Source organism: Streptomyces sp. WAC06614, assembly GCF_003949795.1.
Classification (GTDB): domain Bacteria; phylum Actinomycetota; class Actinomycetes; order Streptomycetales; family Streptomycetaceae; genus Streptomyces.
Genome location: NZ_RPRY01000048.1, coordinates 1 through 12,904, shown reverse-complemented (window position 1 = coordinate 12,904; position 12,904 = coordinate 1). Strand labels below are relative to the sequence as shown.

General features: G+C 73.7%; 11 protein-coding genes. 3 read left to right on the top strand and 8 right to left on the bottom strand.

The annotated features are described in order from the left end of the window. Positions 1–74 precede the first annotated feature (74 nt). Complete coding sequence (locus EF918_RS09665) at positions 75–1,385, top strand: PspC domain-containing protein (RefSeq protein ID WP_125643779.1); 1,311 nt, start codon at positions 75–77, stop codon at positions 1,383–1,385. Beyond that, entirely contained in the window at positions 1,372–1,593 is a 222-nt protein-coding gene (locus EF918_RS09660; RefSeq protein ID WP_125643777.1) for a hypothetical protein, read from the top strand. The genes EF918_RS09665 and EF918_RS09660 overlap by 14 nt, the downstream gene beginning before the upstream one ends. On the opposite strand, the gene EF918_RS09655 is transcribed toward EF918_RS09660, so the two are convergent. The 4 genes from EF918_RS09655 to guaA all read right to left on the bottom strand — a co-directional run bounded on the left by EF918_RS09655 (position 1,542) and on the right by guaA (position 6,029). Continuing rightward, positions 1,542–1,976 (bottom strand): DoxX family membrane protein, encoded by a 435-nt coding sequence (locus tag EF918_RS09655; RefSeq protein WP_260610018.1) that lies wholly within the window; start codon positions 1,974–1,976, stop codon positions 1,542–1,544. The genes EF918_RS09660 and EF918_RS09655 overlap by 52 nt on opposite strands. A 129-nt stretch (positions 1,977–2,105) precedes the next feature. Then, entirely contained in the window at positions 2,106–3,371 is a 1,266-nt protein-coding gene (locus tag EF918_RS09650) for a hypothetical protein (protein ID WP_185921669.1), read from the bottom strand. 125 nt (positions 3,372–3,496) lie between these two features. After that, positions 3,497–4,258: a class II aldolase/adducin family protein gene (locus EF918_RS09645; protein WP_125643773.1), complete on the bottom strand. Its 762-nt coding sequence runs from the start codon at positions 4,256–4,258 to the stop codon at positions 3,497–3,499. A 190-nt stretch (positions 4,259–4,448) separates the two neighbouring features. Continuing rightward, positions 4,449–6,029: a glutamine-hydrolyzing GMP synthase gene (guaA, locus tag EF918_RS09640; RefSeq protein ID WP_125643770.1), complete on the bottom strand. Its 1,581-nt coding sequence runs from the start codon at positions 6,027–6,029 to the stop codon at positions 4,449–4,451. A gap of 313 nt (positions 6,030–6,342) precedes the next feature. Here guaA and EF918_RS09635 point away from each other — a divergent pair, with 313 nt between their 5' ends. After that, positions 6,343–6,606 (top strand): chorismate mutase, encoded by a 264-nt coding sequence (locus EF918_RS09635; RefSeq protein ID WP_125643768.1) that lies wholly within the window; start codon positions 6,343–6,345, stop codon positions 6,604–6,606. Between the two features lie 329 nt (positions 6,607–6,935). On the opposite strand, the gene EF918_RS09630 is transcribed toward EF918_RS09635, so the two are convergent. The 4 genes from EF918_RS09630 to EF918_RS36865 form a co-directional block, all read right to left on the bottom strand. Beyond that, positions 6,936–8,675: a GMC oxidoreductase gene (locus EF918_RS09630; protein ID WP_260610017.1), complete on the bottom strand. Its 1,740-nt coding sequence runs from the start codon at positions 8,673–8,675 to the stop codon at positions 6,936–6,938. A 109-nt stretch (positions 8,676–8,784) separates the two neighbouring features. Further along, complete coding sequence (locus EF918_RS09625) at positions 8,785–10,392, bottom strand: succinic semialdehyde dehydrogenase (RefSeq protein ID WP_125643764.1); 1,608 nt, start codon at positions 10,390–10,392, stop codon at positions 8,785–8,787. Positions 10,393–10,515: 123 nt separating this feature from the next. Then, positions 10,516–12,267 (bottom strand): serine/threonine-protein kinase, encoded by a 1,752-nt coding sequence (locus EF918_RS09620; protein WP_125643762.1) that lies wholly within the window; start codon positions 12,265–12,267, stop codon positions 10,516–10,518. 126 nt (positions 12,268–12,393) lie between these two features. After that, a partial coding sequence (locus EF918_RS36865; RefSeq protein WP_185921668.1) for a serine/threonine protein kinase occupies positions 12,394–12,904 on the bottom strand: 511 nt, incomplete at its 5' end.

The window sequence follows — 12,904 nt, the reverse complement described above, 5'->3', positions numbered from 1 at the left end:
ACGGGGGGATATCAGGGTTGCGCCAGGGTAGGGCCCGGTACAAGTGCGCCGTCCCGCCCGTCACCATGGGACACATGACCGACGTCCACCAGAGCCCGGCGGCCGATGCGCCGCCCCCGCCCGCCGACCGGCCCCCGCTGCGCCGCAGCAAGCGCAACCACGTCGTCGCCGGCGTGTGCGGGGGGCTCGGGCGGTACTTCGCCCTCGACCCGGTGGTGTTCCGGATCGTGCTCGGCGTGCTCGCGGTGACCGGCGGCGTCGGTCTGATCTTCTACGGCTTCGCCTGGCTGCTGGTGCCGCAGGACGGCGAGGAGGACAACGAGGCGAGGAAGCTGCTGAGCGGCCGGGTCGAGGGCGGCACCCTCGCCGCGCTGCTCGCCGCTCTGGTCGGCTGCGCCCTGTTCCTGTCGATGCTGGACAACGGGGGCCTCGGCGGCTTCTCCCTCCTGGTGATCCTGGCCGTGTCCGCCGCGGCGTACCACTCCCAGCGGCGCCGGGCCGCCGCGCCCGAGGGCGAGGACGAGGGCCGGGGCCCGGAGGCGCGGGAGCGGCACCGGGCCGAACCGCCGCCGGAGACGCAGGCGCCACCGGTGCCCGGCGGCCCCTCCTGGTGGCGCGACCCGCTGGTCAAGGACGGCACGACCGGCCCGGTGGGCACCGGCTACCTGTGGGGGCCCGAGCCCGAAGCGGCCGGGGCCGCCGCCGGCCGGGAGCCGGGCGGCCGGCCGGGCTCCGTGCCCGTGCGGCGCCCGCGGGGCGGCGGGATCGGCGGGCGGGTGTTCGTGCTGGCGCTGCTGGCCGCGCTCGTCTCGGGCGCCGCCGTGTGGGAGGACCATCCGCTGGGCTTCGCCCTCCAGGTCGCCTTCGCCTCGGCGCTGGCCGTGTTCGGCCTGGGTCTGGTGGTCAGCTCGGTCAAGGGCCGGACCGGCTTCGGCACGATCCTGCTGTCGTTGGTCACCGCCGGTCTGCTGGCGGGCGCGGCGGTCATGCCGCGGGACATCGGCACCGACTGGGGCCGGGTGGACTGGCGCCCGGCGGCGGTGTCCGAGGTCCGGCCGTCGTACGAGGCGGGCACGGGCCTGGCCACGCTGGACCTCAGCCACCTCGACGTGCCCCGGGGCACCACGCTCGCGGTGCGGGCCTCGCTGGACGCGGGCAAGCTCCGGGTGATCGTGCCGCGCGAGGTCACCACCCGGGCGGACATCGCGATCCGGGTGGGCGACGTACAGCTGCCCGGCGAGCGCGCCGACCGCATCCAGGGCGTGCACGGACAGAGCCAGCGGGCGGAGCTGCCGCCCGAGCCCGGCACCGAGGCCGGCGGAACGATCGAGCTGCACCTGCGGACGGGTGTGGGACAGGTGGAGGTGGCCCGTGCGGCGTCATGAGTTCCAGCCGGGACGGCTGCTGGCGGGCCTGGTCCTGACCTGCGCCGGAGTGCTGTACCTGCTCGACGCGAGCGGTGAGCTGGACCTGGCGTGGTACGCGGTGGTCCCCATGGCCGTCGGCGGTCTGTGCCTGGCGGCGCTGGTGGGCCTGGTGACCTACGCGGTCCGGCGCGACCGCCGCGACCGGAGCTCCGACAGCGACAGGTAGGGCGCGCCGGCCATGACCAGCGGCAGCCAGGCCATCAGGTAGACCAGGTCGTTGCCGTAGTAGTACGGGGTGGCCGACCAGGAGACGGTCAGCCACAGGCTGAGCGAGATCAGCGCCCCGCCCGCGGCCGCGAGCCGGGCCCACACCCCGGCCAGCGTGCCGAGGCCGACCAGGAGCTCCCCGACGGCCAGCACGACGGCGAAGCCGACCGGGGCCTTCAGGGCCAGGTCCACCAGGGCCGGCACGGCGGAGGTGTCCCGGACCCCGTGCATCAGGTCACCGATCGAGCCCGGGCCGGAGGCGGACAGGAACGCGGAGTCGGTGAGCTTGTCCAGACCCGCGTACACGAAGGTCACGCCGAGGAAGATCCGCAGCGGCAGCAGCGCGTACCGGGCGGCCCGGTCCTTGAGCCCGGCCGGGACGGCGCGGGCGGTGCGTGCGGTCCGGTCCGCCGGATCGGCCGGACCGGAGGAGGAGACGTCAGTTCGGGTCACGGACCATGTCTACCCCGATCATTCGGTCACGTCGATGGTGCAGCGGTTGGATTCCACCCCGGCGGCGGTGACCACCTGGATGTCGATGCGTCCCGGTTCGACGTCGGCGGGCACCGGCACGGTCAGCACGGTGTCCGACGGGCTGGCGAACCCGCCGGCCACCGGGACCAGCGGTACGTGCACGTGCACGGTGCCGATCCGCACCACCAGCCGGGCCAGCATCTCGGGGGTCTGGGCCCCGGGCGGGACGAACCCCACCCCGCGGATCTCGATGTCGTCGCCGGTGCGCACGGCGGAGTCCAGGTCGCCCCGTTCCCGGGTGCGGACCACGGACAGGACCAGCGGGCGGCTGCCCTCGGCGTACTTGGCGGCCAGGTACACGGTCGCGGAGAGGGCCACCAGCAGCGCCAGCGACCACGGCAGCCGGGGCAGCCGGTCGGCGAAGCGGGCCAGCGAGACCACCGCGTACGCCAGCACCACGGTGGAGACGAGCACGTACTGGGCGTCGGCGAAGCTGCCGCGGCCGGCGTCGTCGGTCAGCAGGTCCGCGCCGCGCGGGCGGTCGGCGGGCAGCTTCTGCAGCCGCTGGCGCATGATCCGTACGCTGACCACCCGGCGGACCACGACCGCCACGCCCGAGGTCAGCGCGACCGCGGTCAGCAGCGGCACCGCCCGCCACAGGTCCAGGCCCGCGTAGAGGGCGTCGCGCTCGGGGCCGGGCCGGGAGGCGGCCAGCCGCAGCGCGGGCAGCAGCGCCGCGAACGCGGTGACCAGCAGCCAGGCGCAGGCAACGGCCTTGGAGGTGGACAGCCGGTTGTCCTCGCCGACCACCGGGGCGAGCAGTCCGCCGCGCAGGGTCTGGGCGCGGGCGGCGACCGTCAGCAGCCCGGCCAGCATCACGGCGGCCAGCAGCCCGGCGGTCCGGGCGGCGCTCCAGCCGGTGCCGAGCGCGGTGGCGACCTGGACGACCAGCAGCACGCCCGCGGCGACCCAGACGGCCAGCACCGCCCGGCGGGAGAGCACGTGCAGCCAGGAGTGGCCGGCCTCGCGGCCCCGGTCGGCGACGGTACGGGCGGAGAGGGTCAGCTCGTCGGAGACCCACTGCCGGGAGGCCCCGGCGGAGCGGGCCACGGCGGCGGGCAGCCCCTGGCCGGCGGCGAGCGCGTCGCGCCGTTCCAGGAACGCGGCGACCGCGCGGCGGTGGCCCTCGCGGGCGCCGTGCGGGCAGTCGTCGCAGGTGCAGCCGCCGCCGTGCGTACTTCGGTGGATCTCTTGGACAGCCACGTGCGTGCCGCCTCTCTCACTACCGTGCAACTACCTGATGCAACTACCGGGCAATGCCAGCGAATTGTGCACCACTGCGGCAGTGCTCCGGATTGCGCACGATGTCAGAGCGGGTGATTGACGGATCACGGGGTTGACGCGACGCGCTGCCGCAGGGGCTGGAAGTTGACCCAGGCCGCCAGGTCCGTCCCGAACCGCTCGCGGGTGGCGAGGGCACTGCGGTGATCCGCCGGGCGGGGCTTTCCGGCGGCCCGCGCCAGGAGCTGGATCTCGGCCGCGCGCTCCATCGCCAGCAGCCACCAGGCCGCCGCGTCCACGTACGCCCCTACGGTCAGCACCCCGCGTCCGCGCAGCAGCAGCGCCTTGTGTCCGCCCAGCGCGCGGGCCACCGCCCCGCAGTCCACGGGCTCGGCGTACCGGTCGAGGACCGCGTGGTCCTCGTAGAAGGCGCAGGCCTCCTGGCTGAGCGGGGCGAGTCCCTCGCCGAGCGCGGCCAGGGCGCGGCCGTGGACGGTGGGGACGTGGGCGACGGCGACGACCTCGGGACGGGCCCGGTGGACGGCGGCGTGGACGGCGAACGCGAGCTGGTTCACCCGGCGGGTCCCGTGCAGGACGCGGCCCCCGCCGTCGACCAGGAGCAGGTCCCCGGGCGTGACACGGGTGAATGACAGGGCGAAGGGGTTGACCCAGTAGCAGTCGCTATACTCCGGGTCCCGCGCGCTCAGATGGCCCTCGACGCCCTCGTCCAGGCCCCGTTCGGCGAACACCCGCAGGGCCTGGACCAGGCGCTCCTTGCGGTGTGTGCGCTCCTCCTCGGCGGTGTCCAGGAGCGGTGGCAGGGCGAGGTCCAGGCGCTCCGCGGGGATCGGTGCCGGCTGCTGCGCCATGGGCTCTCCTGTCGGTGCGGCTCGGTGCGGCTCGGTGCGGCTCGGTGCGGTCGGTGCGCGGCGGGGTCGCGGCGCTGCGGTCGCGGCGCAAGGTACCGGCGGGGCCCGAAGGTGGCCAGAGATGCGGCGAGGCCGCCGCTGCCCCGGGGGGGGCGGCGACGGCCTCACGACGAGCCGGGGATCCGGCTCCTCACTCCCACTCGATGGTGCCCGGCGGCTTGCTGGTGCAGTCCAGCACGACGCGGTTCACGTCACGGACCTCGTTGGTGATCCGGGTCGAGATACGGGCCAGCACCTCGTACGGCATGCGCGTCCAGTCGGCCGTCATGGCGTCCTCCGACGAGACCGGGCGCAGCACGATGGGGTGGCCGTAGGTGCGGCCGTCGCCCTGGACGCCGACGCTGCGGACGTCGGCGAGCAGCACGACCGGGCACTGCCAGATCTCGCGGTCCAGGCCGGCCGAGGTCAGCTCCTCGCGGGCGATGGCGTCGGCCTCGCGCAGCAGGTCCAGGCGGTCCTTGGTGACCTCGCCGACGATGCGGATGCCCAGGCCCGGGCCGGGGAACGGCTGGCGCTGGACGATCTCCTCGGGCAGGCCGAGCTCCTGGCCGACCATCCGGACCTCGTCCTTGAAGAGCTGGCGCAGCGGCTCGACGAGCTGGAACTCCAGGTCCTCGGGCAGGCCGCCGACGTTGTGGTGCGACTTGATGTTCGCGGTGCCGGTGCCGCCGCCGGACTCCACGATGTCCGGGTAGAGGGTGCCCTGGACCAGGAACTCCACCGGGGTCTCGTCCGGGGCCTCGGCGATGATCTCGGCCTGGGCCTGCTCGAAGACCCGGATGAACTCCCGACCGATGATCTTGCGCTTCTCCTCGGGGTCGGAGACGCCCTTGAGCGCGTCGAGGAACCGCTCCTGCGCGTCGACGACCTTCAGCTGGACGCCGGTGGCGGCCACGAAGTCCTTCTCGACCTGCTCGGTCTCGCCCTTGCGCATCAGGCCGTGGTCGACGTACACGCAGGTGAGCTGGTCGCCGATGGCCTTCTGGACCAGGGCCGCGGCGACCGCGGAGTCCACGCCGCCGGACAGGCCGCAGATGGCGCGCCGGTCGCCGACCTGCTCGCGGATCGCGGCGATCTGCTCCTCGACGATGGAACCGGTGGTCCAGGTCGGGGCCAGGCCCGCGCCGCGGTAGAGGAAGTGCTCCAGGATCTGCTGGCCGTGCGTGGAGTGCATCACCTCGGGGTGGTACTGCACGCCGTACAGCTTCTTCTCGTCGTTCTCGAAGGCCGCGACCGGGACCACGTTCGTGGACGCGGTGACGGTGAAGCCCTCGGGCGCGGCGGAGCAGGCGTCACCGTGCGACATCCACACGGACTGGTGCTCGGGGGTGCCCTCGAACAGGGTGGAGCCGGACTTGGTGACGGTCAGCGGGGTGCGGCCGTACTCGCGGGCGCCGGTGTTGTCGACCGTGCCGCCGAGCGTCGTGGCCATGAGCTGGAAGCCGTAGCACATGCCGAAGACGGGGACACCGGCCTCGAAGAGGGAACGGTCGAGCTGCGGGGCGCCCTCCTCGTAGACGGAGGAGGGGCCGCCGGAGAGGATGATCGCCTTGGGGTTCTTGGCCAGCATCTCGGCCACGGGCATCGTGCTGGGCACGATCTCGCTGTAGACCCGGGCCTCACGGACGCGGCGGGCGATGAGCTGAGCGTACTGCGCTCCGAAGTCGACAACGAGGACGACGTCCGGGGCGGCGGAGGGTGCAGTGGGCACGGGGCTGCCTTCCGGCGGAAAAGAGGTGTTGTTTTGTCGATTCTAACGGGGCCGGCACCTGCCGATTCGTCTCACCATCCGAACCCGGTTGGCCGCACGGCCACCGGAGGGCCATAATCCGTTCCATGCGCGAGCAGCTGAGCTTCCTCTTTACCTATGGCACCGGACGGTCCGGTCGCCATGGGTCCGCGTGACGCTCGCTCGAGCCGCTGACTTCCCAGAGCGCCCCGGCCGACAGGCCGGGGCGCTCTCGCGTTTCCTCCGCTCCTGTCGGCCGCCGGCCACCACCCCACCGCCCGTCAGGAGAGAGAACATGACCGCCGTCACCACCACCCCCGAGCAGATCGTCGCCGACTCCCGCGCCCGGATCGACGCCCTCGACGACCGCATCATCGGGCTGATCCAGGAACGGATGGCGGTCTCGACCGTGATCCAGGAGGCCCGGATCGCCTCGGGCGGGCGCCGGGTGCACCTCGCGCGCGAGATGGAGGTGCTCGCGCACTGGCGCGAAGCGCTCGGCAAGCCCGGCACCTCGCTCGCGATGACGCTGCTGGAGCTGTGCCGCGGCCGCGTCTGACGCCCGCGCCCCGGCGTCACCCGTCCGGGCCGTGACCGGCCCCGCGGCCCTTCGTTGGTGAGGGTGTCACGCGTGGCTCCGCCGCAGCGATGAGACGCACGCCCCGTGGAGCGTGCGTCGTGGGACCTCGTTGCGGCGCGTGACCGGACGGCAGGGGACAGCAGCCCGGTCACCCACAGGACGGCCGGCCCGGGGACGCCCGGGCCGGCCGTTCCCTCATGCGCGCCGCCCTTCACCGCGTGGCGCGCATCACATGCAACCCTTTGCGTCGACCGCTAGTCACTTTCTGTACGGGGTCTGCCCTCGGAGGGGGAGCGCAGACCCCGTCGTCATGCCTGCGCCCTCGGCGGGACCTCCGGAACGGGCAGCAGCGGCAGCCGCAGCGCCCCGAACGCCTCCTTCGGCACCGCCGGACGCACCGGCTCCACCGCCGCCACCCGCCGGTACGCCTCCCCCTGCGCCGGCCGCGGGTCGGCCTCGCCCTTGTTGGGCCAGTACGCCATCGCCCGCTCCGCCTGGGCGGTGATCGTCAGCGACGGGTTCACCCCGAGGTTGGCGGAGACCGCCGAACCGTCCACGACCGAGATCCCCGGGTGCCCGTACAGCCGGTGGTACGGGTCGACCACCCCCTCCTCCTCGCTCGCCCCGATCGGGCAGCCGCCCAGGAAGTGCGCGGTCAGCGGGGTGCCCATCAGTTCGCCGACGTTGCTGCCGGGGAAGCCGTTGATCTCCTCGGCGAGCAGGGTGGCCGCCTGCGTGGCCTCGGCGATCTGCGTCGGGTTGGGGGCGCCGTGGCCCTGCCGGGCGGTGAGCAGGCCCTTGCCGATGCCGCCGGGCCTGCGGTACGTGGTCAGCGAGTTGTCCAGGGACTGCATGACCAGGCCGATGATGGTCCGCTCCGACCAGCGCCGGTTGGACAGCGAACGCAGGAGCTGGAGCGGGTGCCGTACGGTGCGCGCGCACCAGGCTGCGACGCGGTGCTTGTGGTACGGCACCTGGAGGACCGTCATGAGGCCCATCGCGTTGGAGCCCTTGCCGTAGCGGACGGGCTCGATGTGCGTGTCCGCGTTGGGGTGCACCGAGGAGGTGATGGCCACGCCCCGGGTGAAGTCCGCCGCGGTGCCGTGCCGCTTGCGGTAGCGGCGGTCGTCGGTCTGGGCCCCGACGATCCCCTCGGAGTTGGTCCGGGTCAGGTCACCGAGCCGGGCCGAGATCCGGGGCAGTTCGCCGCGGTCCTTCATGGTGTGCAGCAGGGTCTGGGTGCCGTACGTCCCGGCGGCGACGACCACGTACCGGGCGCGCAGCACCTTCGCCCGGCCCGTGCGGCGGTGGTCGGTGGGCACGGTGCGCACCCGGTAGCCGCCCTCGGGGTGCTCGGCGAGGGCGGTGACGGTGGTCATCGGGTGGATGACGGCGCCGGCGCGCTCGGCGAGGTGCAGGTAGTTCTCGGTCAGGGTGTTCTTGGCGCCGTGCCGGCAGCCCGTCATGCACTCGCCGCACTCGGTGCAGGCCTTGCGGGCGGGGCCGGCGCCGCCGAAGTACGGGTCGGCCACCTCCTCGCCGGGACGGGCCGGGGACGCGCCCTCGGCGTCGTCGCCGTCGCCGAAGAAGACGCCGACGGGGGCCATGTGGAAGCTGTCCCCCACGCCCATCTTCTCGGCGGCGGCCTTCAGGTGGACGTCCGAGGGGGTCATGGTCGGGTTGAGCCGGACCCCGAGCATCCGCTTGGCCTGGTCGTAGTACGGGGCCAGCTCCTCGCGCCAGTCGGTGATGCCGGCCCACTGGCGGTCCTGGAAGAAGGCGGGCGGGGGCACGTAGAGGGTGTTGGCGTAGTTGAGCGAGCCGCCGCCGACCCCGGCGCCGGCCAGCACCATCACGTTGCCCAGCAGGTGGATGCGCTGGATCCCGTACAGCCCGAGGGCCGGTGCCCACAGGTAGTTGCGCAGGTCCCAGGAGTTCCTGGGCAGGTCCGCGCGGGTGAAGCGGCGGCCGGCCTCCAGGACGCCGACCCGGTAGCCCTTCTCGGTCAGCCGCAGGGCCGCCACGGATCCGCCGAAGCCGGAGCCGATGACGAGGACGTCGTAGTCGAGGCCGTCGTACGCGCGGCCGTGGCCGTCGTGGCCGTCGTGGCCGTCGTGGCCGTCGTGGCCGTTGTGGTCGTCCACCGGTGTGCGTCCCCTATCGCAGTCGGAGGGCCTTCATGACCTTCAGGCTCCTGGTCATGAAGGCCGCGTACGCCTCGTCGGTCATGCCGAGGGACGGGGCCATCGGCAGCAGTCGCTGGTGGGCCACGGTCTGCGCCTCGGTGTACTTGAGGATGCCCTCGGAGCCGTGCCGGCGGCCGAGGCCGGAGTCCTTCATGCCGCCCATGGGCGCCTGGGCGCTGCCGTAGGCGGGCGCGTAGCCCTCGTTGATGTTGACCGTGCCGGTGCGCAGCCGGGCGGCGACGGCGTGGCCGCGACGGGCGTCCTTGGTCCACACGCTGGAGTTGAGGCCGTACGCGGTGGCGTTGGCCTCGGCGATCGCCTCGTCCTCGTCGGTGAAGCGGTAGACGGACACCACCGGGCCGAAGGTCTCCTCGGCGCACACCGCCATGGGCGCCTCGACCCCGTCGAGGATGGTCGGCTCGAAGAACAGCGGGCCGATGTCGGGGCGGGCGACACCGCCCGCGACCAGCCGGGCACCCTTGTCCACGGCCTCCGCCACGTGCCGCTGCACGGTCTCCAGCTGCCGCTCGCCGACCAGCGAGCCCATGTCCGCGCCGTACGCGAGGGCGCTGCCGAGCCGCATGGCCTTGGTGCGGGCGGCGAACCGCTCGACGAAGGCGTCGGCGATCGAGGCGTGGACGTAGAGCCGCTCGATGGAGATGCACAGCTGGCCGGCCGAGGAGAAGCAGGCGCGGACGGCGCCGGCCGCGGCCTTCTCCACGTCGGCGTCGTGCAGCACGAGCATGGCGTTCTTGCCGCCGAGCTCCAGGGTGACGCCGACCAGGCGGTCGGCGGCGCCCCGGGCGACCTCGCGGCCGGTGCGGGTGGAGCCGGTGAAGGACACGTAGTCGGCGTGGCCGACGACGGCGGGCCCGACGACCGGGCCCTCGCCCAGGACCACCTGGAACACCTCGGCGGGCATCCCGGCCTCGATCAGCAGGTCCCGGGCCCACAGGGCGGTCAGCGCGGTCTCGGTGTCCGGCTTCATCACGACGGCGTTGCCGGCGACGAAGGCGGGCAGGGCATCGCCGACGGACAGCTCCAGCGGGTAGTTCCAGGGCGCGATCTGCCCGACGACCCCGCGCGGCTGGCGCAGCTCGGTGACCTTGGTCAGCACCGGCACGGCGCCGGTGTGGCCCTTGGGGCGCAGGTAGCCGGGGGCCTTGCGCCCGTAGTGGCGGGCGGCGACCGCGACGGCCTGGACCTCCTCGTGGGCGTGCAGGCGGGCCTTGCCGGTCTCCAGCTGGATCAGGTCGAGGACCTCGGCCTGCCGGTCGAGGACCAGGTCGTGGAAGCGCAGCAGGACGGCGGCCCGCCGGCGGACCGGCAGCGCCGCCCAGGCGGGCTGCGCGGCTCGGGCCCGCTCGAAGGCGGTGGCCACGTCCTCGGGGGTGGCCTCGGGCAGGTCGGCGAGCTTGGCCCCGGTGAACGGGGTGTGGTTGGCGGTGCGGCCGGAGCCGATGACCCCGCGGGTGAGGCGGGCGACCAGCTCGGGGGTCACGACGTCGGCGGCGGTGCGCACGCCGGCCGGAGTGGGAGCCACGGGATTGGTGTAGGCAGGCGTCTGCGAGACCGTCATGGCGGTGAGGGTATGACGATCGCGGACCTTTGGGTACCCGCCGGTAACCAGATTTTACCCATGCCGCCAGCAATCGCTGGCGCAATGGCCGGGACCGGCCCCTGGGCCGGGCCGGGGCCCGGATCAGCCCTCGCTCGGGGCCCAGCCGCTGAGGACGGTGTCGAACTGCGTGCGGGTGGTCGCCCAGTCGGCGGCCGGCCCCGACATGTACACCGCGTACTCCGTCCCGTTCGGGGCGATGTACATCTGCTCGATGGACCGGCGCGGACCCGCGTGCACCCCCTTCTCCGTCCAGGTGAACTCCCAGATCGCCGAGCGGGTGCTGTCGCGGAAGGTGTTCTGGTTGAGCTTCTGCCGCTTGTAGTCGGTGCGCCGGCTGACCTGCTTCTCCAGGTCGAGCACGTGCATGTACGGGTTCTCGTAGTCCGGCGTGGTGTCGATGGCGACGCGGATGAAGTGCTTGCCGTTGTCCGGGGTGTAGTCGATCTGGTCCCCGTCCTTCTGCCGGCGCCAGCCGTCGGGCACGTACAGCGTGAAGCCCGCCGGGTCCTTGACCTCGCTCCAGCCCGCCGGGGCCGCCGCCACCTTGGCGTCGTCCCGGCCGCTCTGCGTGCTGTCCGTGTCGCCGCCGGTCATCTTGAGCACGCCGAAGACCCCGGCGCCGCCCAGGGCCGCCGCGACCACCGCCACCAGCGCGGCCCGGCGCACCCGGCCCGGCGTCCCACCGCGCGCCGCGTCCCCGGCCACCGCGGCCTGCTGCCCGTCCGGGCCCGCGGCGGGCCCGGCCGTCCGGGCCGTGGCCCCGGCGACCCCGCCGGTGGTGGGCCGGTCGGCGGAGCCGGGGGTGGTGAGGTCGGAGGGTCCGGTGAGGTCGTGGGGACCGTCGGTGCGACCGTCCGGGCGGCCGCCGTCGCGGTGTCCGTCGCGGTGTCCGTCGCGGTGTCCGTCGGTCCGTCCGTCGGGGCCGCCGTGGGGACCGACCGCGCCGTGCTGCTCGTGCGGGCTGATCGCCCGCGTCGGTACGTACGCCTGGGCGGACTTGGGCGCGCGGCCCTCCATCGCCTCCAGCAGCATCCGTTCCGCCTCGGCCGCCGACGGCCGCTGCGCCGGGTCCTTGCGCAGCAGCGCCGTGATGACCGGGCCGAGGGCCTCCGCCTGGCGCGGGACCGGCGGCTCGTCGTTGACCACGGCGGCCAGGCTGGAGATCGGCGAGGTCCGGCGGAACGGGGAACGGGCCTCCACCGCCGTGTACAGCGTCGCGCCCAGCGACCACAGGTCCGAGGCCGGGTCCGGGGACCCGCCGGTGACCCGCTCGGGGGCCAGGTAGTCGATGGAACCGACCAGTTCGCCGGTGCGCGTGATCGAGGAGTCGCCCTCGATCGCGGCGATCCCGAAGTCGGTGAGCAGCACCCGGCCGTCCTTGGCCAGCAGGACGTTGCCCGGCTTGACGTCCCGGTGCAGCACGCCCACCGCGTGGGCGGCGCGCAGCGCGCCCAGCACGTGCAGCCCGATCCGGGCGGCCTCGCGCGGCTCGATGCGGCCGGCCGCCTTGGCGGCCTCGGCGAGCGAGGGGCCGTCGATGTACTCCATCACGATCCACGGCCGGTCGTCGTGCTCCAGCACGTCGTGGACGGTCACCACGGAGGGGTGGGCGATCCGGGCCGCGGCCCGGGCCTCCTTCTGGGTGCGGGCGTGCAGCAGCTCCCGGTCGGCCTCGGCGACGTACAGACCGGCCGTCAGCTCCTTGACGGCGACCGTCCTGCTGAGCAGCTGGTCGTGCGCGCGCCAGACCTTGCCCATGCCGCCCTTGCCGATGGCCTCGACGAGCCGGTACCGGCCCGCGAGCACCGCGCCCGCGCCTGTCCTGTGTTCCACGAAACCCCGCCACTGTTGAGCACTCGGAGCCAGATTACGGAGCGGTCGGCCACTGCCGGTACACGACGGGAGCGGTGAGACAGCACTGTGACGCAATTGCCGTAGTGACTCTCCGTCAGGGTGGCTTCAACGGCCCGGTCGGTAACTCCCCGTTGCCTTCTCGAATATTTCGGACACCTTGGCCTCGTCGTCCTGGGGGCCGGTCACCATCACCACGTGGTAGCGGCCGCCGAGCGCGACGACGTGGTTGCGGGCGTAGACCGTCCGTCCGTTGCCGTCGATCCAGGTGTACTGCCCCTCGGCGATGAGCCGCTGCCCGACCGTGGTCGTCCTGATGCCCTTGGAGGTCACCCAGGTGGAGGAGCGGTACGGCTCCAGCTCACGCTCCTTGTCCTTCTGGTACGCGGCCGGGTCCGGCCGGCCCTCGACGGCGTCCCGGCCGGGCACGACGACCAGGGTGAAGTCGCCGTTGGTGTAGCGGACCTGGCCGATGTCGTTGATCTGGCGACGGTCCCAGCCGTCGGGGACGACGATCTGGAAGCCTTCGGGGTCCTGGGAGACGGTGTACCCGGGCGGGGCGGAGGCGGCGGCCGAGGGCGCCGCCTCCGCCCCGCCCGGGTACACCGTCTCCCAGGAC